Below are 25,540 nucleotides of genomic sequence, written 5' to 3' on the forward strand. Positions count from 1 at the left end.
CGTATTGATAACTAAAGGCGTAAAACACGCCTTTATACTCTTTAGCATTCAACCTATTCTTCATCAACATAGACAGCGATTTGTTGAATAGCCAGCGCGATATCTTTTGAGGTTTTTAACGCACGTATTTGGCTGAATAAATCTGTTGCTTCAGTATATTCCTTACGCAGATAACCCAACCACTGTTTGATACGCGCAACATGGTACAAACCTGTATCGCCCTGTTTTTCCAACTGCACATATTTCTTCAGGAGTTTGACCACTTCCGACCATGGCACACGCGGTTCGTTATATTTCACCACACGGCTGAGATTTGGCACATTCAGCGCGCCACGCCCTAGCATCACGGCATCACAGCCAGTCATATTCATGCACGCTTGCGCGCTCTGATAATCCCAGATTTCACCGTTGGCGATCACTGGTATTGTTAGACGCTGGCGAATTTCACCGATTGCCTGCCAGTTAATGCGCTCGGCCTGATAGCCATCTTCTTTCGTGCGGCCATGCACCGCGAGCTCAGTTGCACCGGCCTGCTGCACAGCATCAGCGATTTCAAACTGGCGATCACTAGAATCCCAGCCTAAACGTATTTTTACCGTGACCGGCAGGTGAGCAGGTACAGCTTCACGCATTGCTTTAGCGCCCTGATAAATCAGCTCAGGATCTTTGAGCAATGTGGCCCCACCGCCACTCCCATTGACGAGCTTTGAAGGGCAACCACAATTGAGATCGACACCATATGAGCCCAGTTCTATCGCACGGGCAGCATTTTCTGCCAACCACTGTGGGTATTGGCCTAACAGTTGAATCCGCACTAAGGTGCCTGACTGAGTTCGACTTTGATTGTGCAATTCAGGGCATAGGCGATAGAAGGACTTTGCAGGCAATAGCTGATCGACCACCCTGAGAAACTCGGTGATACAAAGATCATAGTCATTCACTTCGCTGAGTAATTCGCGTACCAGTGAATCTAATACACCTTCCATCGGTGCCAGTATTACCCGCATGCTACTTATCCCGCCTCATTTATCATCCACGTCATCAGGTTCATCGATGCTTGGCTGTCCCCAGCCACTCGCCAGTGTCAATACAACCAATATCGCCATCAAAAAGACCGGCAATCATACGGGGGAATAGCCGCGTTAAACAAGAGATTCCCCCTTGTACCGATAAAACAGGTGAAAAAAAACCGCTCCAGAGAAGCGGTTTCAGACTGCTGACAAACACCGATGATTCGATCTAGAACGGTGAGGACAGGCAGAAGAGTAAAGCGTCCGCGCCATCAGGGATGATTTTACGGCGTCTTTACGATCTGCTTGTCCTCTCCACCATCGGCACGTTGTCAGCTATCTCGGTTTCATAAGCAAATAGCCTTTACAGCTTATTCGCCTGGATTACGGCTGCGCCCGCGAGAAGACGGACCTGCTGGACGACGTTGACCATCTGCTTGGCTACGTGGGCGGCTGTTACGGCTATCGCCTCGACCTGCTGCACCACCGCCATTTTGTGAACGCCCTGCATTGCTGCCACGGCCCATACCTGGACGTTGTGCGCCACGGCCTTGGCGACCATTTTGAATCGGATCCGCTTTAATGCTTGGGTCCGGTTCATAGCCTTCCAACGCAATACGCGGAATTTCACGCTTCAACAAACGCTCAATATCACGCAGCAGTTTATGCTCATCAACGCAAACCAGTGAAATCGCTTCACCTGTGCGTTCTGCACGGCCAGTACGACCAATGCGGTGGACGTAATCTTCAGGCACATTTGGCAACTCATAGTTAACCACATGCGGCAGCTGATCGATATCTAGGCCACGAGCCGCGATATCCGTCGCCACCAATACGCGAATTTTACCGTCTTTAAAATCAGCTAATGCACGAGTACGCGCGCCCTGACTCTTGTTACCGTGAATGGCAGCCGCGGTAATACCGTCTTTATTTAGCTGTTCAGCCAAATGGTTCGCACCGTGTTTAGTGCGGGTAAACACTAACACTTGCTGCCAATCACCTTCGCCGATCATCTGAGACAACAATTCGCGTTTGCGATTTTTATCGACAAAATGAACGCTTTGAGCGATTTGTTCCGAAGCAGTATTGCGACGAGCGACTTCAACCGATGCCGGATTATGCAACAGCTTGCTGGCCAAACCTTTAATCTCATCCGAGAACGTCGCGGAGAACAGCAGGTTCTGGCGCTTAGCAGGCAGTTTCGCCAACACGCGGCGGATATCGTGAATAAAGCCCATATCCAGCATGCGGTCAGCTTCGTCCAACACCAAAATCTCAATCTTGGAGAGGTCAACGGCGTTCTGATGTTCCAGATCCAGTAAACGACCTGGGGTCGCGACCAAAATATCGACGCCACCGCGTAATTTCATCATCTGTGGATTGATGCTAACGCCACCAAATACCACCAGCGAACGCAACTTCAAATATTTACTGTAACTCTGTACGTTTTCATCAATCTGCGCGGCCAGTTCACGGGTCGGCGTTAGAATCAACGCGCGCACTGGACGACGGCCTTTAATCGGCGCTTGGTTCTGGCTAAGCAACTGCAACAACGGCAAGGTAAAACCGGCCGTTTTGCCCGTACCAGTTTGTGCACTGGCCATTAAATCACGGCCTGCCAATACAACAGGGATTGCCTGACTTTGAATCGGTGTCGGCACAAGGTAGCCCTGCTCTTCAACAGCGCGCAGGATATCGGCATTTAAGCCGAGAGAATCAAATGACATATTACGAGAAGCTCCAGACCTTCCCAATCCCAACGATATCGTCAGGTGCAGTTTCAAGGGAAGATTATCAGACGAGGCATGAATTGAGGCATTACCACGAGGATTGGCACAAACTGCAGTGCACCATTGCGGCGGATTATAACAGATGTTTAGCAAGAAAAGGGATTTTTACGTTTTTATTCGATTTTTTATGGCGAAAAACATGAAAAAAATTGATTAATTTCTCTCCTGTCATCCAACCCAGCTCACAAAAATAGGGCTTATTTGCCCCATCACTTTACAGATCCACCACAGGCGCCTAAAGTTAATCATACGATTGATTTATTATTTAGCTATCTATTAAAATCGGCATAAATGAAGTTAATGCAAACTCTGTTGACCGAATAGGAAGCTCATGCCCCATTCCAACCCTCATAGCTCAACAACATCAGCCCCGGTCACTAGCCGAGGTGAACTTGCGCGTCAGCAACTGATTCAGGCAGCGACCGAACTCTTCGGGGAGTTGGGGTTAAAAGGCGCGACCACCCGAGATATTGCGCAGCGTGCGGGCCAAAATATTGCGGCCATTACTTACTATTTCAACTCCAAAGAGGGGTTGTATTTGGCAGTCGCTCAGCAAATTGCTGACTTTATCCAGCAAGCGTTTTCACCCTTGGCGCAAGAAATTAACCATTTCCTCCAGCAACCCCTTCATGCCCAAACGGCCGAACAACAGTTGCACTACATTCGCCGTGGCTTACTGGAATTCAGTCATTTGATGACCCAGCCAGAAACCCTGAACATGAGCAAAATCATGGCGCGTGAGCAGCTCTCGCCCACCGATGCCTATCCGCTGATTCACGCCCAAGCGATTGCACCTTTGCATCAAAAGTTGAATGTGCTACTGGCCGCGTTTATTGGCGCGGATGCCAGCGCGACAAAAACGATTCTTCATACCCACGCATTGATTGGCGAGGTTCTGGCTTTTCGAATGGGGCGCGAGACGATTCGCCGACAAGCCGGTTGGCTAGACATTGGTCAGGCCGAAAGTGAAATGATCAATGAAGTGCTAGTTGAGCATATTGATCTGCTTCTCTACGGACTACGCGCCAAGTTTCAGCGTGAGATGTGAAATAAGAAATTAGAAAGACGAAATACGAGCCATCTCCATAAAGATCATGACTGTGGTGATACATACCAGTAACAGATAGGGAGCATTATGAATCGCAAAAAGATTGTAGTGGCCGTCGTTATTGTCGCGCTGTTGGCGGCGATAGGTTATGGATGGAGCTATTACCGGCAGCAGCACGACTCGACATTGACGCTATACGGTAATGTGGATATCCGCACGGTCAATCTAGGCTTCCGAGTCGGTGGACGCTTGGCATCATTAGCGGTCGATGAAGGAGATGATATCAAGCCGGGGCAACTGCTCGGTAAACTGGATGATGGCCCTTATATCAATGCGCTCAAACAGGCGCAGGCCAATGTGCAAAGTGCGCAAGCACAGCTCGCACTACTGAAAGCGGGATACCGAGATGAAGAGATAGCACAGGTCAAATCAGAGGTTTCCCAACGTGAAGCCGCATTTAGTTATGCCGATAGCTTCCTCAAACGGCAGCAAGGATTATGGGCTAGCAAGGCGACCTCGGCTAACGAACTGGAAAATGCCCGTACCGCGCGTAATCAAGCACAGGCCAATCTGCAAGCATCTAAAGATAAGCTCGCGCAATATTTAAGTGGTAACCGTCCGCAAGAAATCGCGCAGGCAGAGGCAAATCTGGCCCAAGCGGAAGCAGAACTCGCCCAAGCCCAGCTTAATCTGCAAGACGCGACGCTCCTTTCGCCCTCAAGTGGAACGGTGCTCACTCGCGCCGTGGAACCGGGCACCATCTTATCCGCCAGCAATACCGTCTTTACCCTTTCATTGACAGATCCGGTTTGGGTACGGGCTTATGTCAGTGAGCGCAATTTAGATAAGGCCATCCCGGGTACACAAGTTGAAGTTTTCACCGATGGCAGGCCTAACAAGCCTTATCACGGCAAAATTGGTTTTGTGTCACCGACCGCCGAATTTACGCCTAAGAGTGTTGAGACGCCGGACTTGCGGACCGATTTAGTTTATCGCTTGAGAATCATCATCACAGATGCTGATGAATCACTGCGACAAGGCATGCCGGTTACCGTTCGTTTTGCCCAACCTTAAGGCGGCCAACGTTATGAATGGAATCCAGCATCTCATTACTCTGGATGGCGTTGAGAAACGCTTCCCTGAACTGGATCACCCCGCTGTCGCCAGCCTGACGACCGAGATCCGCAGTGGTGCCGTGACCGGCTTAGTGGGGCCGGATGGCGCCGGTAAAACCACGTTGCTACGGATGTTGGCTGGGTTACTCAAACCCAGCCAAGGCAAAATAGAGGTCGTCGGTCTTGATCCGCTGGAAAACGATCGCCAGCTTCATTCCATCCTCGGATATATGCCACAAAAGTTTGGTTTATATGAAGATCTGACGGTGATGGAGAATTTGACGCTGTATGCCGATCTACGTGGCGTCATCGGTGAAGAGCGCCGCCAGACCTTTGAGCGCCTGCTGACGTTTACCGATTTGACCCGCTTTACCGAACGCTTAGCAGGGAAACTGTCTGGCGGGATGAAACAAAAACTGGGCTTGGCTTGTACCTTGGTCGGCCAACCCAAAGTGCTATTACTTGATGAGCCCGGTGTCGGGGTTGACCCTATCTCACGCCGCGAGTTATGGCGCATGGTGCATGAGTTGGCGAACGATGGCATGCTCATTTTGTGGAGCACTTCCTATCTTGATGAAGCTGAGCAATGCCGTGAAGTGTTGCTATTGAATGAAGGTAAGTTGCTGTACAGCGGTGCGCCGCAAGATCTCACCCAGCGCATGAGTGGACGCACGATTCTGGTTGCCGCCCAAAGTGGCGCGCACCGCAAACTGTTACAGCATGCCCTGACATTACCGCAGGTCAGTGACGGGGTTATTCAGGGAAAATATGTCCGGCTCATCCTGAAACAAGATGTTGACCACAGCCAAATATTACCCCTGCTCAATCAGCCCAACGCAGAAATCATCGAAGCGGAACCGCGCTTTGAAGATGCTTTTATTGATTTGTTGGGCGGCGGCCCTGCCAGTGAATCCGCGTTAGCGAAAATCATGCCTAAAGTCGCTGGTAGTCATGAAGATACGGTGATTGAAGCGCAAGAGTTAACGAAAAAATTTGGTGATTTTGCCGCCACGGACCACGTCAATTTCCAAGTAAAACGCGGCGAGATATTTGGCCTACTGGGACCAAATGGGGCCGGTAAATCCACCACTTTTAAAATGATGTGCGGCTTGTTAGTCCCCAGTTCCGGTAATGCATTGGTTTTGGGGATGGATCTGAAAACCAGCTCCGGCAAAGCGAGGCAGCATTTAGGCTATATGGCGCAGAAATTCTCGCTGTATGGCAATTTAACGGTTGAACAAAACCTGAAGTTTTTCTCTGGCGTTTATGGTCTGCGGGGTAAAACGCAGCGTGACAAAATCGCCGATATGACCTCAGCATTTAATTTCACGCCGATCCTCAAGCAGACACCTGATTCATTACCACTCGGTTTTAAACAGCGGCTAGCACTGGCCTGTGCTTTGATGCATGAACCCGATATTTTATTTCTTGATGAGCCAACCTCTGGCGTCGACCCGCTAACCCGCCGTGAGTTCTGGCTACATATCAATGGCATGGTCGATAAAGGCGTCACGGTGATGGTGACCACACACTTTATGGATGAAGCCGAATACTGCGACCGTATCGGCTTGGTTTATCGTGGCAAGATTATTGCTGCTGGCACACCGGATGAACTCAAACAGCAAGTCGCCACTGATGAAATGCTCAACCCCTCCATGGAAGAAGCCTTTATCGGGTTAGTTCAGCGCTATGACCAGCAACATGATAAGGGGCAACAGTCATGACTGATCCACATGCTATGCCAGCACATCCTACGCCAGTAAATGAGGACGAAACTTATCAGGACACCGGTTTTTCTTGGCGTCGCCTACGGGCTTTATGCCGTAAAGAGACACGGCAGATTCTGCGTGATCCAAGCAGCGGCTTGATAGCCTTCGTCATCCCCTTGTTGCTGCTGTTTATTTTTGGCTACGGCATCAATCTGGATTCCAGCAAGCTACATGTTGGTATTCTTATGGAGCAACAGAGTAAACCTGCGCAAGATTTGGCGAACGCGTTTGCCAGTTCGCCCTATATCATGCCGCAAATCAGTGATAATCGTCAGGCGCTGATTCAAGCCATGCAAGCAGGCAAAATTCGTGGCTTAATCGTTATTCCGAATGATTTCGCCGAACAACTTGCTCGACCAGAAAGCAAAGCCCCGATTCAGGTGATTACGGATGGCAGTGAGCCGAATACCGCCAACTTTGTGCAAGGTTACGCGCAAGGCGTCTGGCAAATCTGGCAACAGCAACAGGCGCAAAATCTGGGGCAAAAAAATGACCCGCTGATTGAAGTGCAGGTGCGCTATTGGTTTAACCCCGCCGCCATCAGCCGGCACTTTATTATTCCCGGTGCGATAACCATTATTATGACGGTGATTGGTGCCATTCTGACGTCGCTGGTCATCGCCCGTGAATGGGAGCGCGGCACCATGGAGGCCTTGCTGTCGACGCAGGTGACACGCAGTGAGTTATTGCTCTCGAAGCTGATCCCTTATTACGTCCTCGGCATGGTGGCCATGACACTCTGTATGGTGGTGGCGGTGTTTGTTCTGGGCGTCCCCTTCCGTGGATCGCTGTGGATACTGTTCATCATGACCAGCCTCTTCTTAGCCAGCACGCTGGGGATGGGGCTATTAATTTCGACCATCACGCGAAATCAATTCAATGCCGCGATGGTGGCATTAAACGCCGCCTTTTTACCTGCGGTAATGCTCTCGGGCTTTATTTTCCAAATTGATAGCATGCCCGCCATCGTACGTGCCGTGACCTATATCATTCCTGCCCGCTACTTTGTCAGCAGCTTACAAACGCTGTTCCTCGCAGGGAATATTGGCACCGTATTAGTGGTTAATTTGTTATTCCTGGTGGCTTCCGCCGCGGTATTTATCGGCCTCACGGCATGGAAAACACAGCGCAGATTAGATTGACCCCGATGAGATTAACCCAAGGAAGCAAACTATGTTTCATCGTCTCTACACATTGATTATCAAAGAGTTGCAGTCGCTACTCCGCGAACCGCAAACCCGTGCGATATTAATCATGCCCGTTATTTTGCAGGTGATTTTATTCCCCTTTGCCGCGACCTTAGAAGTGACGAACGCCACTATCGCCATTTACAGCGAGGACAGCGGCAAAGCCTCTGTTGAGCTCACCCAGCGTTTTGCGAAAGCAGAAGCGTTTTCTCATGTGCTATTGCTGCATAGCCCTCATGAGATCCAACCGGTGATTGATAACCAGAAAGCGCTGCTGCTGATCCGTTTTCCAGAACAATTCAGTGCCGATTTGGCTAACGGTAAAACCACTCAGCTCCAGTTAGTGCTGGATGGCCGCAACTCTAACAGCGCCCAGATTGCCGCGAACTACATTCAGCAAATTGTGCAAAATTACCAATTAGAGTTAACTCAAGGCCAAGTTAAGCCCAATAACAGCGAGTTAGTCATTCGAAATTGGTATAACCCCAATTTGGACTATAAATGGTTTGTGGTGCCATCATTGATCGCGATGATCACGACCATTGGTGTGTTGATTGTGACCTCACTTTCCGTGGCGCGGGAGCGCGAGCAAGGCACATTGGAGCAATTACTGGTTTCCCCGCTGACCACTTGGCAGATTTTTATCGGCAAAGCGGTTCCAGCGTTGATTGTAGCCACCTTCCAAGCCAGTATCGTGTTGTTTATCGGTATCTTTTTCTATCAGATTCCGTTTGCCGGTTCGTTAGCCCTGTTTTACGGCACTATGCTGCTCTATGGTTTGTCGCTAGTGGGGTTTGGGTTGTTGATTTCGTCATTATGCTCTACGCAACAACAGGCGTTTATCGGGGTATTTGTGTTTATGATGCCCGCGATTTTGCTATCCGGCTATGTTTCACCGGTCGAGAACATGCCGGTCTGGTTGCAAAATATCACTTGGATCAACCCTATTCGCCACTTTACGGATATCACCAAACAGATTTACCTCAAGGATGCGAGCTTCGATATTATTTGGCACAGTTTATGGCCGCTGTTGGTGATTACCGCCACAACGGGGAGTGTGGCGTATGGGATGTTTAGGCGGAAAATAGCTTAAGCGGAAATCATATTCAGGCGGGCAATACGGCATCAAGCCGACAACGTTGCTCCGCCATCCACCACAATATCTTGTAGGGTAATATGGCTCGCCAAATCGGAGGCCAGAAACGCTACGGTGTTGGCTATTTCCGATGGCGTCGCAATTTTCCCCAGTGGAATTCCCAACTTATATTGTTGCGGAAAACCGGCAATGGTCTGCTGCTGCGCGTCTTCACTGTGCCACATACTGCGTTGCATCGGGGTATCGGTAGAACCCGGTGAGACCACATTGCAGCGCACGCCGTAAGCTGCCAACTCCAATCCAACACAATGGCTAAAGCTGGTTAATGCAGCTTTAGACGCGCAATAAGCTGACATTTGCATTCGCGGCACATGGGCCGCATTGGAGCTAATGGTGACCACTGCACCAAAACGCTGCTGCTTAAATTGTGGGATTAATTGACGCAGAAGGTAAAACGCGCCGGAAACATTCACATCAAAGCATTGTTTCCAATCTTCCAAACTGAGTTCCTCCGTGTCGGCCATACGCAGAATGCCAGCACCATTCACCAAAACATCAATACGCGGAACTTGGCGCAATAAACGCTGACACACCCCTTCCACTTGCTGTGGATGGCTGATATCGAGAAATTCGGTCGCGAAGGGATAGTCTCGCGTAGCCGAAGTATTATCAGTTGAAAATGCCTTATCCAGCCCCACCACATCAGCGCCCAATGCCGCCAATTGACAGGCAACCTGATAGCCAATTCCCTGCCCAGCACCGGTGACCCAAACTTGTTTACCGGTAAAATCCATCTGCATAGCTGCCATTATTCTGCTCCTGCCAAAGCCGAACGGTCAGTCTGATTGGCTAGCTGTTGCTCCAGCAGTATCCACCAATTATTGAGGCTGGGACTCTTCGCTAAATCAACAAAGTTCAGCTCAATGCCTTGCTGACGCCACTGGGTTGCCAGTGCCATGATATGCACCGAGCTCAGGCCATAATTGATCAGATTTTCGTTCTCATCGAAATCTTCGGCACTTTCATCAACCAGAGCCAATAATTGCTGTTTAAGCTCATCTTTGCTGAAATTTGCTGTATTTCCGTTCGTCACAATTTCCTCGGTAAAAATGACGCGTCCACTCCGCGTTGCCACATACTTAAGTGCCATCAAATGCTCATCCAACGAGAAATCGGCAATGGCATCAGCAACCATAAACGGCTGAATGTCTTGCATAAAAGCATCTGTTGCTGTGGTCAAACACCCGATGTGCCCATAAATACCGCAGATCACCAGTTGATCGCGGCCCTTATCCGTCATGATTTGGCGTAAAGGCGAACGGTAAAATGCGCTGTATCGCCATTTGACCAAGACTTCATCTTCCGCATCCGGAGTCAGTTCTGATACCACTCGCTGTTTGGCTGGATGATTATTTAAACCTGCGCCCCACATATCATTAAGCAGCGCCCTATCTTCTGCACTTTGATGATTAGGTTGCGCGGTGTAGATAACCGGCACGCCCTGCTGTTTGCAGTACTGTCGTAGGGCGGCGATATTGGCGATAACCTGCTGTATCAAGGGGTTATCTTCACCATAAAAACTGACGAAATAGTCCTGCATATCATGGATCAGCAATACCGCACGCGCCGGATTAAACTGCCAATTCACTTTATTCGCGGGAAATTGCCCAAGTTTGGGGAGGTCGTAAGCAGAAAGAACAGGGATAGCCATGATAAAATCCTTATTTGCTAAGCGTACTGAGGCGGTCTTGTATATCCTGACGTAACCGCTTTTTATCTATTTTGCCGACTGGCGTAACCGGTAAATGGGTCACCATTTCAAAACGATCGGGTAATTTGAAGTCAGCCACCCCTTGCTCACGCAGATATTTACGTAAAGTGACTGGCCGCAAACTGGCGTCATTACTCACAATAAAGGCGCAGCTTTTCTCCCCCATTATCTCGTCGGGCATTGAGACCAACGCCGCATGAATAATGTTGTCATGGGACACCAGCAGGTTTTCAATCTCTTCTGCGGCGATCTTTTCCCCGCCACGATTAATCTGATCTTTTTCCCGCCCAACGACGCGTAAATAGCCCTCTTCGGTCATCTGGACCAAATCACCGGAATGGTAAAAACCTTCATTATCAAAGGTATTGGCATTATGCGTTGGGCTGCGGTAATAGCCGCGGAAGGTATAAGGGCCACGGGTTACCAGCGCACCAACTTCCCCCTGCGCGACGGGAACCCCGTCACTATCAACCACCTTGATTTCATCGTCTTCGCTGATGGGTCGCCCTTGAGTGGTAAACACCAAATGGTCACTGTCATCAAAGCGGGTGTAATTCACCAGTCCTTCCGCCATACCCAATACCTGCTGCAATTGACAGCCCAATACCTGCGGTATACGTCGCGCCAGAGATTCACTGAGTTTCGCGCCACCGACTTGTAATACCTGCAAACTGGTCAGGTCATCAGCAAAATGTTCCGCGGCTTGTAACCATAGGGCTACTGCGGGGGGAACTAAGGAAGTCAATGTGATCTGATGGCGCTTAATGAGTGGGAAACAGCTCATGGCACTGGGATCGGGTGCCAGCACGACGCAGCCGCCAGCGTAAAAGACGCCTAATGCCCCCGGTGAACTTAGCGGGTAATTATGGGCGGCGGGTAAGGCACATAAGTAGCGCGTGTGTTCGTCAAGCTGACAGATCTCCGCACTGGCACGCACACTGTAGTAATAGTCATTGTGGGTACGGGGGATCAGTTTTGGCATACCGGTGCTGCCGCCGGAGAGTTGAAAAAAGGCGACTTCATCGGCGGCAGAAGGATGAAATTCCTCGGTTTGATTGCCTAGGTCACCCTCCAACTCTGATCCATAGAGCACCGCTTCCAGCAATGGAGCATAATCCGTCTCTCCCGCCACCAGCACCACGTCCAACATCGGCACTCTTTGCTGCAATTGGGCGCAATAACGGCCATCAGCAAACAGGTTGTGACCGGCATGGGCGATCAATAAACGTGGTTGAATCTGTTCAATATAGGCATTTAATTCCAGCCGGTTATGGCTAAATAATGCATTGACTGGCGCGACACCGATTTTTAATAGTGCGAAATAAACGAGATAGAATTCGGCGCAATTAGGGAGTTGGACCAATGCCGTATCACCGCAACCCAAGCCCTGCCGAGTCAAGTGAATGGCGAGTCGCTGCGCGGCCTGATCAAACTGAAGATAGCTAATATGGCGCTCACCACAAATGATGGCCGTGGCTTCGGGTCGAATCTGACACTGGCGAGATAACATCTCTGTCATCGGCTGATCGGTCCAATAGCCTTTTTCGCGGTAGCGACGTGCAAATTCCTCTGGCCAGCGAGTGAACTCGATGCTCATGGCTGCTCTCCTGAAGGGGTAATTGCCAGCGCATTGAGCATGGTGCCCAATTTGGCTTCGGTTTCTAACCATTCCAATGCCGGTTGTGAGGCGGCAACAATGCCCGCACCGGCAAATAATCGCACTTGAGTGGGATGCAAGGTGGCGCAGCGGATAATGACCGCCCACTCACCATTACCCTGCTCATCACACCAGCCAACAATCCCACTGAATAAGCCGCGATCAAAAGGCTCCAAGTGGTTAATCAGTTGCCGAGCTTTTGCTGTCGGTAAGCCACACAAAGCCGGTGTCGGGTGCAATATATTAGCCAGTTCCAGTACCGACATCGCCGGGTCTTCCAGTTCACCATGGATAGCAGAAGATAAGTGCCATAAAGCCGCCGTGCTAATCAATGAAGGCTGTGAGGGGATATTCAGACTGCGGCAATGGGGTGTCAGTAACCGGCGGATCTCATCAACCACTAAGCGATGCTCATATTGATCTTTTTCTGAATCCAGTAGCGCTTGGCTGATATCCAGATCGTCCTGTTGATTCGCCTGACGTTTTGCCGACCCTGCCAGTGGATTGGTATAAACCTGAGATAAATGCTTACGCACCAATAATTCAGGGCTGGCACCGAGTAAGACTCCTCCATCGGCCAAAGGCACCCTAAAGTGATAGGCAGTGCTGTTTTGCACCAGCAAATGATTCATTACTTGGTCACTATCAAGCGGGCTATCAGTTTCAATTTCTAGAACACGTGACAGAACAACTTTATGAATGGTTCCGCGTTGACAGGCAGAAATAGCCTCAGTCACGGATTGTTTGAATTGATTTTCATCTGGCAAGCTACGCACACAACCCGCGCTGACAGGGCTGCGATTCGCTATTTTTGCCGCATTGACCAACGTTTGTCGGTCACAAACCTGATAATGCTCCGGTACAAATAAGCAGGAGGCGTGACTCACATCAAAAGGTATTGCGCCAACAATGATAGGCTTTTGTTGCCCCGCTTTATGCGCACGTTGGAAAGCCAGTTTTATTGCACTTTGCAGTGAATCATTGCTTCCAGTACGACTTTGCGCGGCTTGATTTATTCGCTCGAAGATACCGCGAGTTTTAATACTCTGGTGTCCTGAGGTGAATAAGAATGTTGAGGGTATGGTTGAAAACGGCGAATTAACGGGCATTTCTTCAGAGCTACCATGTTCGTCAGAGTTGCTGTATCGCACAGAGACCTCCATTGCGATGTAAATACTAATGATAATAATAATGACTATCATTTCCTTTAATGCGTGGTAAATTACGACTAAGTATTCGCATTGTCAATAAATGTAAAAATATTATTATTAACCGTTGCTAATATAAACCCGCTAACTTAGCGCCTACTCACAAGAAGAGAAAACGTCGTTATGTCCCTTGGTATTCAGCATAAAACAGGGTTTTCACGCTTGATTGGCTTTGGTTTTTTGAGCCTTGTTTTGTGCTTATCAGGCTGTAAACCTGCCGAAGAAACAACAGGTGAGTCTACCCCTTCAGCAGCCAGTGAAAGCCCAACTACATGGTCGCGTACAGTGGAAACGGCTAAAGGTTCGGTCACACTGACACATCAGCCAACACGGATTGTCTCTACCAGTATCACCATGACCGGCACCTTGCTGGCGATCAATGCACCAGTGATTGCCACAGGCGTGACCGTACCCGATACCACAGTGGCTGATCATCAAGGATTCTTTACGCAATGGTCAGATGTTGCGCAATCGAGAAAATTGGCACCGATGTACCAGACCGAGCCCAACGCCGAAGCCGTTGCGGGCATGAATCCAGATTTAATTATCATTGCCGCCACTGGCGGTGATTCAGCGCTGAAGTTATATGAGCAATTGTCAGCCATCGCCCCAACGTTAGTGATTAATTACGATGATAAGAGCTGGCAAGAATTAGCCCTTGTATTAGGGCAAGCGACAGGACACGAAAGCGACGCTAAACGAGTGATTGATGAATTCTCCAATCGGCTCAATGAGGTAAGACAGAATATTACTCTGCCGCCGCAACCCATTTCTGCATTCGTCTATCAGGCCGCCAGTAGCACCGCGAATTTATGGACAGAGAATTCAGCGCAGGGGAAATTATTGCAGGAACTGGGCTTTACGCTGGCGGAGATCCCGAATTCAGTGAAGGGCAACACCAGTATGGGGAATCGCAAAGATATCATCCAACTGGGTGGTGAGAAGTTGGCCGAAGGCTTGAATGGCGAAACTATTTTGCTCTTTTCCGGTGACCAACCGGCGATTGATGCACTGAAAAGTAATCAATTTTTAGCCCATATTCCGGCAATTGAACACAATCGAGTTTATGCCGCAGGGTACGATACCTTTCGGTTGGATTATTACAGTGCGAGTAATTTGTTAACCCGAATTGAGGGCATGTTTAAGGCGAAGCCTTAGCGGCGAATGTTGTTTTGGTGGATATTCGGCTAAGTGATCAATTGGGTTGATAAAGTGTCACAACCCAGTTGATCTTCACCGCCTTAACCGTCATCTGGCAAGAAAGCCATCAAATTACTCAACGACCGCCTCATCCTCTTCTGAACCACGCTGATCGCCCGCCATGGTGGCCTCACGCAGTGTCCCACCAAAGAGCGCAATGAGGCTCCCCAGTGCCGCGGCTGCCACGCCAAATGTCAGGGCGCTGAGTGCTGGAGCCATCACTTTCGCTAATACCCCTAGCCCCAATGCCCCGAATGATTCACCCGCGACAAACTGGACATTCCACAGACTGTTCACCCGCCCCAATAACGCATCCGGTGTATGAGTTTGTACCAATGTATATTGCAGCAAGCCGCTAATCGACCCCAGATAGCCGTACATCAACAAGCCCGGTAGCGCCAAATAGACATTATGGGTTAAGCCGAGTGTCCCGATGGCTAAAAAAGCGGCAATCGAGCTGTACATCAGTACCACGCCAGGCCGTCGGACCTGACTGACCCATCCACTGGTAAACGCCCCGATGGTCGCTCCCAATGGCACGATTGAATACATCAAACCAATCTGCGAGGCGCCGACATGATAGGTATTTTCCGCCAGCGCCGGAAACAAAATACGAATGGCGCCAATCATGCTGACCAACGTCCCCAGCAACACCACAGCCCCCACAATTTTGTGGCTAAAGACGAACGAAATCCCGGTGGCAAGCGCCCGCAGCGGGTGCTCATGCTGGCTTATCGCCGGTTTCATGGCAGGTAGTCGCAGCAGCGGTAATAAGGTGAGCATGGTCCCCACCGCAGCAATGCCGTAGTTCCAGCCTAACCCGCCGTACACAATGACCAAGCCCCCGATCGCGGGAGAGATGACCGAGCCAAAACGGACAGTGAGCATGCTTAACCCACCGGCAGCGGCCAAATTCTCGCGCCCAACCAATGACGGTGTTGCCGCCATCAATGCCGTCATCCCCAGCGCCCCGAAGAACCCATCCCACGCGGCTAAGACATACAGTACCCATAAGGAGGGCGTCGCCGAGAATGCATTGAAACTTAAGCCAATAAAGCCTAAACCACAGGTAAAACGCGCAAATAAGATCAGTGTGCGCCGATCAAATCTGTCTGCCAGTACGCCCCCCAGTAGCAGGCCGATAAACATCCCTGCCCCATCCAAGGTGACGGCCAATCCGACTTGTAAGGTTGATCCCGTCATCTGTTGAATCTGTACCGGTACCGCGACCGTGAGCATTCCCAGCCCTAATATCGAAATCAGGCGAGCAAAAAATACTGCGCGAAAGTTGGCGTTATTCTTTAACAAGCTGAAATCTAGAAGAATAGGCGATTTTGCCATGTTCATTTAATCCGTTAATGTGGGTCACCATGACCCACCATGTCTTAAGAGAGTAGATAGATTCGGTTGAAGTTGGCTCGCTGCGAGGGTTTGACCTCGCACCTAGCCAACATCAATCGTCAACATCAGTCGTCAACCATCAACCGCTTGCCACTACTAGGATAACGATCGAATCCCCTTAAACACGCGTTGCAAAATTGGCCCCAACACTTTTAAAGTCTCCGGTGACATCATCGTGATATGGGAACAATCTAGACTGTAAGTTTGCAATTGTTTCGCATAAGGTCGCCAAATTTCTTCTGGCGATTCACCGTCAGGCAAGGTCTGAGTGGCAACAAACAACGTGGTTTCACCCTCATAAATCGGCGTTTTAGCCCCTGATAGCAAACCAACCGCATCGTCGTAGTTGGCTTGAATCTGTGCAAACATCTCGCGTTTCTCTTCTTGCTCGTCACCTGCCGCCGCCATAAATAATGCCCGCTCACGTTCGACTTCTTCGAGTGCCTCAGCCTCAATCGGTGCATTCCAATCCTGAGTTTCCGGTGGATAGGTATCCAACAACCCTAAGAAAGCGACTTCCTCACCCTGTGCTCGCAATTTTACCGCCATGGCCTGCGCCACGGTGCCGCCCAGTGAATAACCCATCAGATGATATGGCCCCTGTGGTTGAACCTGACGTAGCGTTGCCAGATGATGATCACAGAGGCTATCCATATCCTGACAGGTGGCGATTGCCCCATCAGGGCGAGGTGACTGGATCCCTAACACTGGCCAGTTGCCCGGCAAATAGCGGGGTAATAGGCTGAATTGCCAAGCAAAACCCGAGGCCGGATGGAGACAAAATAGCGGATGACCGTGGCCACTTCGCAAGGGTAATACTTCACTGAAGCCCGCTTTTCCGGCAGACATTTCTGATTGCGGCTGACTCAATGCCGCTGCCAATGTTGCCACTGTTGAGGCCACCATCACTTGCCCAACCGCAACCGGTTGTTGCAGCTCACGACGTAAATCCGCCGCCAGTCTCATTGCCAGCAAAGAGTGCCCGCCTAAGGCAAAGAAATCATCGTCAGCATTGACCGACTCAACCCCCAGCAAGTTGGCAAATAACCCCGCGATCACACTTTCCAGACCGGCGTGTGGCGCACGTCCACCGTGACCTGCTTGATTGATTGGAGCGGGTAACGCTTTGCGATCCAGTTTGCCATTGGCGCTCAGCGGAAATGCATTCAGACTGACGATAACTGCCGGCACCATATGCGCGGGCAACTGTTCACTGAGTTGCTGGCGCAAGAGTTCCATGTCGCTATTTTCAGCCCCGTTAGTCGGCACGATATAACCCACTAATTGACGGCTATCGGCACCGGCCAAAGCCCCCTCGACACCGACTAATGTGCGAGCATGAACAACGGCTTGTTGAACCTGAGGCAGTGCCAGCAAAGCAGACTCTATCTCGCCCAATTCAATGCGCTGTCCACGGATCTTCAATTGAAAATCGCTGCGCCCCAGATACTCGACTGAGCCGTCCGGCAGCCAGCGGGCAATATCGCCAGTAAGATACATTCGCTGGCCATGATCGTAAGGATCAGCCACAAAACGGCTGGCCGTGAGATCAGGACGACCATAGTAGCCTTGCGCCAGTTGCACGCCACACAGATACAGATCGCCCGCAACACCAACGGGGACTTGACGCAGCATACTGTCGAGAATTCGCAGTTGGGTATTCCAGACCGGTTTACCAATGGGCACACTGTTGCCCACCACCTGCGCCAGTGCATCGCCATAGGCTGGCTGATAAGTCACATCAACCGCCGCCTCAGTCGGGCCATATAAGTTATGTAATGGCGCAGAGAAAATCGCCTGATAGAGAACCGAGAGCTCGCGTGACAATGCCTCACCACTACAGAATACTCGGCGCAAACTCTGGCAGGGCTTATCTTGCGCAGTCATGGCACTGACAAAAGCCGCCAGCATTGAGGGGACAAAGTGGGCGGTGGTCACCCCATAATCTTCAATCAGGGTGCGTAATGCATCGGGATCACGGTGCGCCTCCGGTGGTGCCATGACCAATCTAGCCCCGGTTATCATCGGCCAGAAGAACTCCCACACCGAAACATCAAAACTGCACGGCGTTTTTTGTAATACCACATCATCACCGCCCAATGGGTACTCATTTTGCATCCACAACAAGCGGTTAACGATGGCACCGTGCGAGATCACCACCCCTTTTGGTCGGCCAGTGGAGCCTGAGGTATAGATGAGATAAGCCGGACTCTCTGGCGCGATCACGACGTCGGGCAATGTCGCCGTCACCTGTAAATCCTGTTGATCGAGCAGCAATAAGGGGGCCTGACCAACAAAGCGCTCTGCCAATGCACTAACGGTAATAATTAACCGTGGCTTGGCATCACCTATCATATAAGCCAGACGGTCCGCAGGATAACCGGTATCTAGCGGTAAATAAGCAGCGCCAGCCGACAAAATAGCCATCAAAGCCAGACTGAGATTGACCGAGCGCGGCAGTGCCACAGCGACCCGATCTCCCGGTTGCACACCTTGTTGGCGTAAAATAGCCGCCAGTGTGTTGACCCGTTGATTAACTTGTTGGTAAGTCAGCGTTTCATCGATATCCAGTAACGCGACCGCTTGCGGGGTGGATTGTGCCTGCTGGTTCATCAAGTCACATAACGTGAGTTTAGGTAGAGCGATGGCGGTGTCATTGACTGACGCTATCAGGGCCTTTTCGTCACGAGTCAGCAAATCCAGTGCGGATAAAGGCAGCTCTGGCTGCCAAACCAAGTGCTCGAGCAACATCACCAAACGCTGGGCTAACTGCTGCGGATCGGTGACGGCATCACGGTATTCCAGTTGCAGGTGCAGCCTCTCACCCGGTAGCACCAATAACGTCAGTGGATAATGGGTATAGCCGCGATTATTCAGTGCATCACAGCGTAGGCCATTGAATGATTGCTGATGTAATTGGTTGTTTTCTGGATAATTCTCGACCACCAATAAGGTATCAAATAAGGTGCTCGCGCCGGCCAGACGCTGGATCTCGCCCAAGCCAAGGCCATCATGCTCCAATAGCTGGATTTGCTGTTGCTGCAAGGCCGCCAGTTGCGTTAACAGTGGCAATTGAGGTTGCAGTTTTACCCGCACTGGGAGGGTATTACTGAACAAGCCAACATGCTGCTCGATGCCTTCTATCTCACTAAAACGACCCGAAACCGGCGAGCCGAAGACCACATCATCACGGCCACTGAGTACCCCCAACAAGGTCGCCCAAACGCCTTGCAATAAGGTATTCAGCGTGATGCCTTCACGCCGCTGCAAGGCGGTCAATGCGTTTTCCAGTTTGCTGTCCAGCTCAATCACCCATTCGGATACTGGACCGGCGGCATTGGATTCGGGGTACAAAATTGTCGGCGTCGCCCCTTGCAGCGCTTGCTGCCAAACCGTGCGCTCTTGCCGTAAGTCCCGCGCTGTCATGCGGCGAATTAAATCACCATAGCTCACACTCAGCGGCGGCAGTTTTTCACTATTACCAGATTTCTCACTATTACCCGACTTTTCACTATTACCCGATTTTTCACTCTTGCCATACAGGTGCAGTAAGTCATGTAACAAGATGGCCGACGACCAGCCATCACCCACCAAATGATGCGCTATGATCACTAAGGAATGGCGCTCGCTGCTGTAGCGGATCAACGTCGCCACCAGCAAAGGTTGCAGCGTCCCCGCCGTGTCGCGCATCAGATCGCGTGCCAGCCCTTCGCGCTCTAATCGCTTGGTTTCGGCCATTTGCTGATGCGGCGTCAGTGCACTGAGATCATGCTGCTGCCAAGGCCAGCGACGGGCATTGCCATGAATTTGCGGCAGGATTTGCAAAGATTCAGGGTGTAGCTCACTGTCAAAAATAGCGCCCAATTGCGGATAGCGTTGTAGCAAGCTTTCCAGCGCATCACGTAAGCGTTCGATATCAAGCTCACCCTGAAGATCAAAACGGCTAATCGCATTGTAATTGTTGGCTTCTTGCCCTAGCTGAGCATGGAACAATAGCCCTTGTTGCAGCGGTAAAACCGGTAAAATATCCGCTATCGGACCATATTTTTCACTGGCGGCTTGCCACAGTTTTTCCGGTAAAATATGGGCTGTTGGCATCGCTAGCGCGGGCTCTGCCCCCTTCTCAATCAATGGCTGTAATGCTTGCGCCATTCGTGCCGGTGTACGCAAAGCAAAAATTTCACGCGGGGTTAAGCGGTAACCCGCGCGGCGCAAAGCACTCCCCAGCGCCATGGCTAAAATACTGTCGCCACCCAGTTGGAAGAAATCATCTTCTGCCCCGATGAAATCTAAACGCAGCAAGCTGGCAATCGCCGTGCACAGGAGCGTTTCCTGCGGGGTTTGCTGTTCAAGATGGGTTGACTGTTCAAGACGGGTGGACTGCTGCCGATGTTGTGGGGCGGGCAGTGCCTGACGATCTATTTTGCCATTCACGGTCAATGGCATTTCATCCAGCACCATCAGCAGCGCGGGCACCATATAATCCGGTAAAGTGACCGCCAGTTGACGCATTAATCGTGCATTGAGATCTTCGCTGTCACGCAGTTGTGCATCAGGCACTGAGCAGTAACCAATCAGCCGGTGTGTCGCGCCGATGGCTTGTGCAATCACCACGGCACTGCTGACTTCGGGTAAAGCCACCAGCGCATTTTCTACTTCGCCCAATTCGACGCGAAAACCACGCACTTTTATCTGATGGTCAATTCGGCCAACAAAATCTAACTGCCCCTGTGCTGTCCAGCGCATCAAATCGCCACTGCGGTACATCACTTCGCCGTGACGGAATGGGTTGGCGACAAAACGGGCGGCCGTTAAGTCAGGTCGATTCAAATAACCACGCGCCAATCCTAGGCCAGCAATATAGAGCTCCCCGACCGACCCCACCGGGACTTTTGCCAGTTGGCTATCCAGCAAATAAACTTCGGTGTTAGCCACTGGGCGGCCCACCACCGGTTGTGACGACACCGCGGTATGTGCGCCAAGGGTATCGATGGTGTATTCCGAAGGGCCATAGAAGTTAACCACATTCAGCTCAGGATGCTGCTTCAGCAGATCCCATAACCGCGGGGTCGCCGCTTCTCCGCCAATCATAATGAAAGCAGGCCGATGGCGACCAGGCTCCAATAAGCCGCTATCGATCATTTGAGTGAAGAAAGACGGCGTAATATCCATCGTGTCGATGGGTGTCTGATCCATCAACTGCACCAGCGCATAAGCATCACGGCGCATTTCCTCATCAAAAATCACCATCTCACAGCCCATCATCATCCAAAACAGAGGTTCCCAAGAGGAATCAAAGGAAAATGATGCGGTGTGTCCAGCACGCATTCGACGCGTATTTTGTTGCTTGAAGGCCGCCATCGCCGGACCATACAGATAGGTACGATGCGCCAGCAACAAGTTCACTAACCCGCCATGGGTGCTCATGACCCCTTTGGGCCGCCCAGTCGAGCCGGAGGTGTAAATCATGTAAGCCAAATGGTCGCCGTGCATTGGCTGCCGACGTTCAATATTGTTGATGGGTTGGATAGCATAAGCCGCACATTCACGCTGGAAGTGAGCGTCATCCAGACAGACTATCGGCATCTCACCCGTCGCATTCAACGGAGATAACACACTTTCTGTCGATTGGTGGGCCAACAGGATGCGCGGAGTGGCGTCTTCACACATTAACGCCAGCCGTTCCATCGGATAATCGAGATCCAGCGGCATATAGGCAGCACCACTGGATAACACCCCCAAAATCGCCACTAGCGAATCCACCGTTCGGGGAAGACCAATCGCAATCACATCTTCGGCCCCAATACCTCGGGCAATTAACGCACGCCCCAATTGAGCGACACGAGCAGAAAGCTGATGATAACTGAGGCTTTGATCGCCACATCTCACCGCAATGGCATCCGGTTGTGCATTGACTTGTTGCTGGAAAATATCCAGCACTGAAACGACGCCGGCAGGCAGACTGAATTGTGGGCCTTTCGCCCAGCTATCAATGGATTGCAATTCTTGCGCGGGGGTCAGTATGAGGTTGCCAATCGGGATGGCGGCCTGAGTCGCCAGTTGTTGCAACAAATACGATATCCGTTCACCGTGCCCTCGGAGGCTGGCGTGATCATAACGCTCCGCATTCGCCAAGATTTCCAGCATTAGCTCGCCGTTTTCGAGATAGAGATCAATTTCTAAATCATCTACTGGGCCAGAGGCGAGCGTGTGAGTGACGCCCGTGATTTCCCCTAGATTCAGCGCAAAATCAAACAGTTTGAAATTCAGCACGGGGCCATAAAGTGCCCGTTGGGAACCGACCATCCCCAGATCGCGCCGTAATTGATCCGCTTCATAGCGCTGATATTTCCGTACCCTTTTCAACTCGCCCGCCACCGCTCGAGCAACATCCAGCAGGTTCATTTCAGGTTGTAAATTCACCTGCAATGGCAGAACATTCACCACCGGCCCAGTGGCCGATAAAGCGGCCGATCCTAAGCGGCGCATAAACGGGCATCCTACCGATAGACCCATTTCACCACTCATTCGGGCAAAATATGTCATCAGCAGTGCCATCGCCATATCGGCGGCAGTCAGACGTTGCTCTGCACCCTGTTGTGTCAAACAGCTAAACAAGGCTGAGTCGATATCAATGCGCTGGCGCAACACGCGACTCGCAGCGTGTTCTGCCCTAACGGGCGAGTTTATGGCTGAAAGAGAAATCGCTGCGGATAAATCCGCGGTATGTTGCAGCCAGAATTGCTTATCACGTTGCTCGGTTTCAGAACCGGCATACGCTAAATATTCACTGACTACATCACTGAAAGGGGTAAAGGGCGATTCGCCAATGGGTTTATTCTGCTGGAGAGCAGTGTAAATATCAGCGATACGGCGGGTAATGGCGGTGAAACTAAAGCCATCGATCACCAGATGATGATAACGCTGATACCAGAGCCAGACCGGTTTACCTTGTTCATCCGGTACACGAATCACCCAGTGGCGATAAAGGGGTTCGTCACCATCGGCCAGTAAATCCGCATCAATATCATCTTGCATTAATGCCAGTGCCGCCTGACGACCATCGGCACGAGAACTGAGATCGAGCCAAACCAGCTTGGGAATGTCAGTTGCTTTACACTGGAGAGGAATACGCTGCATCGGGCCATCAACGCCGTGGAAAAAGCGAGCATGCAAGGTATCAGCCTCAGATAACCCTTGGCTGACGGCGCGGCTAAAGAGCATTCGGTCCAACGAACCGGCCAGTTCAATGTAATGAGCCACGGTATACAAGGTCTTTTGCTGGCTGAGCTGGTCGGCAAACCAAATACCGGGTTGTGCAGCAACCAGTGGTAACTCGATAATAGCGGCATCTGCAAAAATGGGGGTTGAATCCTCTGACACGATGGGTATTCCTTTTTTTGGCAACAAACGACTTATCGCAACCGGTAGGGCCGCAATATTCCGATAATTCCTTTCGCCGATGACCTGCGTTATCGCAGGGCAGCCTCTGCGCGAATCAAGCTGGCCGGACGCATATCGGTCCAATTGGCCTCAAGATATTTCACACAGTCCGCCCTGCTTTGTGGGCCATAGACACTCGTCCACCCGGCTGGGATCGCCGTAATTTGTGGCCACAAACTGTATTGCTGCTGTTCGTTGATCAGCACTAAGAAGGGTAATTCTTCGTTATCAAAGGGGGTTAACTTGCGCTTCATGACTCATGCGATGACGTCCTTGTATTTAGTGAGTGGAACCTAATAAACAGTGCAATCCATCAATCAATCCACCACGCCAACACAGTGCATCGTGACCACCGGAATAAATACGATAGTGCAACCGATGCCCAGCCTGACGCAGCGCCTCACTCATGGTTTCATTGACTTGATAAATCACATCTTCACGGCGGCCGGCCTCCATAAAAATAGCCAATGGATGACCCGCTCCCAAACCTTGGTATACCTGCTCTGTCAGCCACCCCTGATGTTCAGCCGTCCCCGCCGACAATGCGGTGAAATTATCGACGTCTGGCCACCAGAAAGAACCGGATTGGCTTAATACACAGCCAAAACGCGCAGGCCAATGTAATCCGGCATATAACGAAGCCAGACCACCATAGCTTTGCCCAGCAACAACCGTGCGAGAGGCTTTTTCAGTGAAGGGTTGCAACAAGGCAACTTGTGGCAGTAATTCTGTTTGCAGCGCGAGCCAAAATTCTTGATTGCAGGGCAATTCTGCCGAGCGATGGGGCTGATCAATGATATCAATCAACACATATACACTCGGGGGTAAGCGGCCAGCGGTCGTTTCTTTATCCAACACGCCAAACACCGTCTGCCCCTGCGCCCAATACTGACCATCGAGCAAAATAGCCAACGGCCTTTCTGCTACCGCGTCCGCATCAAAACGGGCATTGCCAAGACTTTCATCACCCACAGTGTGATAAATCCACACATTGCGGCTGTTACCTAATCGCGGGCTGTTCCAAGTGATGCGTTGTAGCCGTTTTGAGTCGGTAGGCAGCATTTTGCCCGTATCAACCTGTTGCCAAGCCGTCTGTGGCAATGCATCGGCGAGATGTACCGCAGAAAGCGGCATGCCACGATAACTGCAATGAGCCGCGGTGAGATTTAATGGATCGTTTTCTGCCAGATCCAACATTGATATCCACCAATCGCGCTGCGCCTGACGCCGCTCTGGTGCACTACCTTCGGGCAAATTTAAGCATTGCGCTGCGGTAGCGGGAATAAAGCAATAACTGGCACGAAAATCAGATTCCACTTCCGCCTGCCAATACCAAACATCTGTTTGGCCCAAGCGCTGGAGAGTTTCAGGATTCGGGCTGTGGTGATCTGTCAGTCCATTGACGTCGATATAGACCCGACGGTAAACAGAGTCGTGCGCCTTTCCCTGTCGGTCGCGCCAAAGGAAAGTCAGTTTTACATTGCCAGCCGCGAGCGGCTCCACCAACGGTGTCCCCCACTGCGCGACCTGCTGCCACCATGAGTCACTACCGGCTAAAGGATCCGCTAGCAGACGCTGGCTCGCCGGATATTCATTTGTCGTGCCCACACTCAACCCTCTTAATTTTACTGCCCAAGTCTATTCGCGGCTATTCGCGCGAATACCTGTCCCGTAACGACTAAAAAGAAAGCTAATACATACGCGATTCTTATGAGAATACGAATTCTATTGAGAACAATTATTATTTGCAATAACATAGTGCGCATTCTTTCTGGGGTGTCACTCTCTTGTCGCATTTGGCATGGGCGCGGTGTGGTGCGGCTAATGATTGAATGGCTAGAAATC

At 51.0% G+C, this 25,540-nt stretch carries 16 protein-coding genes; 6 read left to right on the forward strand and 10 right to left on the reverse strand.

The window, feature by feature from the left end:
• Window positions 1-53 precede the first annotated feature (53 nt).
• Together dusC and rhlE are read right to left on the reverse strand one after the other, a co-directional pair.
• Window positions 54-1,007, reverse strand: coding sequence for a tRNA dihydrouridine(16) synthase DusC (gene dusC, locus BN68_RS07995; protein WP_019210645.1), 954 nt, complete (start codon window positions 1,005-1,007; stop codon window positions 54-56).
• A 374-nt stretch (window positions 1,008-1,381) separates the two neighbouring features.
• Window positions 1,382-2,737 carry an ATP-dependent RNA helicase RhlE gene (gene rhlE, locus BN68_RS08000; protein WP_019210646.1) on the reverse strand — a complete coding sequence of 452 codons (1,356 nt, stop codon included), beginning with the start codon at window positions 2,735-2,737 and terminating at the stop codon, window positions 1,382-1,384.
• 394 nt (window positions 2,738-3,131) lie between these two features.
• Here rhlE and cecR point away from each other — a divergent pair, with 394 nt between their 5' ends.
• The 5 genes from cecR to BN68_RS08025 all read left to right on the forward strand — a co-directional run bounded on the left by cecR (window position 3,132) and on the right by BN68_RS08025 (window position 9,012).
• Window positions 3,132-3,848: a transcriptional regulator CecR gene (gene cecR / locus BN68_RS08005; protein WP_019210647.1), complete on the forward strand. Its 717-nt coding sequence runs from the start codon at window positions 3,132-3,134 to the stop codon at window positions 3,846-3,848.
• A gap of 87 nt (window positions 3,849-3,935) precedes the next feature.
• Window positions 3,936-4,922, forward strand: a complete 987-nt coding sequence (hlyD, locus tag BN68_RS08010) for a secretion protein HlyD (protein ID WP_019210648.1) — start codon at window positions 3,936-3,938, stop codon at window positions 4,920-4,922.
• Between the two features lie 13 nt (window positions 4,923-4,935).
• A complete protein-coding gene (locus tag BN68_RS08015; protein ID WP_019210649.1) occupies window positions 4,936-6,687 on the forward strand; it encodes an ATP-binding cassette domain-containing protein in 1,752 nt (583 codons plus the stop codon).
• A 14-nt stretch (window positions 6,688-6,701) separates the two neighbouring features.
• Window positions 6,702-7,874: an ABC transporter permease gene (locus tag BN68_RS08020; protein ID WP_391592562.1), complete on the forward strand. Its 1,173-nt coding sequence runs from the start codon at window positions 6,702-6,704 to the stop codon at window positions 7,872-7,874.
• Between the two features lie 31 nt (window positions 7,875-7,905).
• Complete coding sequence (locus BN68_RS08025; RefSeq protein ID WP_019210651.1) at window positions 7,906-9,012, forward strand: ABC transporter permease; 1,107 nt, start codon at window positions 7,906-7,908, stop codon at window positions 9,010-9,012.
• A gap of 32 nt (window positions 9,013-9,044) precedes the next feature.
• On the opposite strand, the gene dhbA is transcribed toward BN68_RS08025, so the two are convergent.
• The 4 genes from dhbA to BN68_RS08045 are packed head-to-tail and all read right to left on the reverse strand — an operon-like array spanning window position 9,045 to window position 13,552.
• Entirely contained in the window at window positions 9,045-9,824 is a 780-nt protein-coding gene (gene dhbA / locus BN68_RS08030; protein ID WP_019210652.1) for a 2,3-dihydro-2,3-dihydroxybenzoate dehydrogenase, read from the reverse strand.
• On the reverse strand, window positions 9,824-10,726 hold the full coding sequence (locus tag BN68_RS08035) for an isochorismatase family protein (protein ID WP_019210653.1): 903 nt from the start codon (window positions 10,724-10,726) through the stop codon (window positions 9,824-9,826). The genes dhbA and BN68_RS08035 overlap by 1 nt, the downstream gene beginning before the upstream one ends.
• 10 nt (window positions 10,727-10,736) lie before the next feature.
• Window positions 10,737-12,383, reverse strand: coding sequence for a (2,3-dihydroxybenzoyl)adenylate synthase (locus tag BN68_RS08040; protein ID WP_019210654.1), 1,647 nt, complete (start codon window positions 12,381-12,383; stop codon window positions 10,737-10,739).
• A complete protein-coding gene (locus tag BN68_RS08045) occupies window positions 12,380-13,552 on the reverse strand; it encodes an isochorismate synthase (protein ID WP_042806566.1) in 1,173 nt (390 codons plus the stop codon). Before BN68_RS08045 ends, BN68_RS08040 begins: the two co-directional genes overlap by 4 nt.
• Before the next feature lie 222 nt (window positions 13,553-13,774).
• On the opposite strand from BN68_RS08045, the gene fepB reads away from it, so the two are divergent.
• Window positions 13,775-14,809 carry a Fe2+-enterobactin ABC transporter substrate-binding protein gene (fepB, locus tag BN68_RS08050; protein ID WP_019210656.1) on the forward strand — a complete coding sequence of 345 codons (1,035 nt, stop codon included), beginning with the start codon at window positions 13,775-13,777 and terminating at the stop codon, window positions 14,807-14,809.
• A gap of 114 nt (window positions 14,810-14,923) precedes the next feature.
• Here the strand turns inward: fepB and entS are convergent, their stop codons facing one another.
• The 4 genes from entS to fes form a co-directional block, all read right to left on the reverse strand.
• The gene (gene entS, locus BN68_RS08055; RefSeq protein ID WP_019210657.1) at window positions 14,924-16,192 is read right to left on the reverse strand and encodes an enterobactin transporter EntS; all 1,269 of its coding nucleotides are present in this window, start codon (window positions 16,190-16,192) and stop codon (window positions 14,924-14,926) included.
• Window positions 16,193-16,348: 156 nt separating this feature from the next.
• The gene (locus BN68_RS08060; protein WP_019210658.1) at window positions 16,349-23,635 is read right to left on the reverse strand and encodes a non-ribosomal peptide synthetase; all 7,287 of its coding nucleotides are present in this window, start codon (window positions 23,633-23,635) and stop codon (window positions 16,349-16,351) included.
• Between the two features lie 89 nt (window positions 23,636-23,724).
• Window positions 23,725-23,949, reverse strand: coding sequence for an MbtH family protein (locus BN68_RS08065; RefSeq protein WP_019210659.1), 225 nt, complete (start codon window positions 23,947-23,949; stop codon window positions 23,725-23,727).
• A gap of 25 nt (window positions 23,950-23,974) precedes the next feature.
• On the reverse strand, window positions 23,975-25,303 hold the full coding sequence (gene fes / locus BN68_RS08070) for an enterochelin esterase (RefSeq protein ID WP_019210660.1): 1,329 nt from the start codon (window positions 25,301-25,303) through the stop codon (window positions 23,975-23,977).
• Window positions 25,304-25,540 lie beyond the last annotated feature (237 nt).

It is taken from the genome of Yersinia massiliensis CCUG 53443 (assembly GCF_000312485.1).
In the GTDB taxonomy this organism is placed as follows: Bacteria; Pseudomonadota; Gammaproteobacteria; order Enterobacterales; family Enterobacteriaceae; genus Yersinia; species Yersinia massiliensis.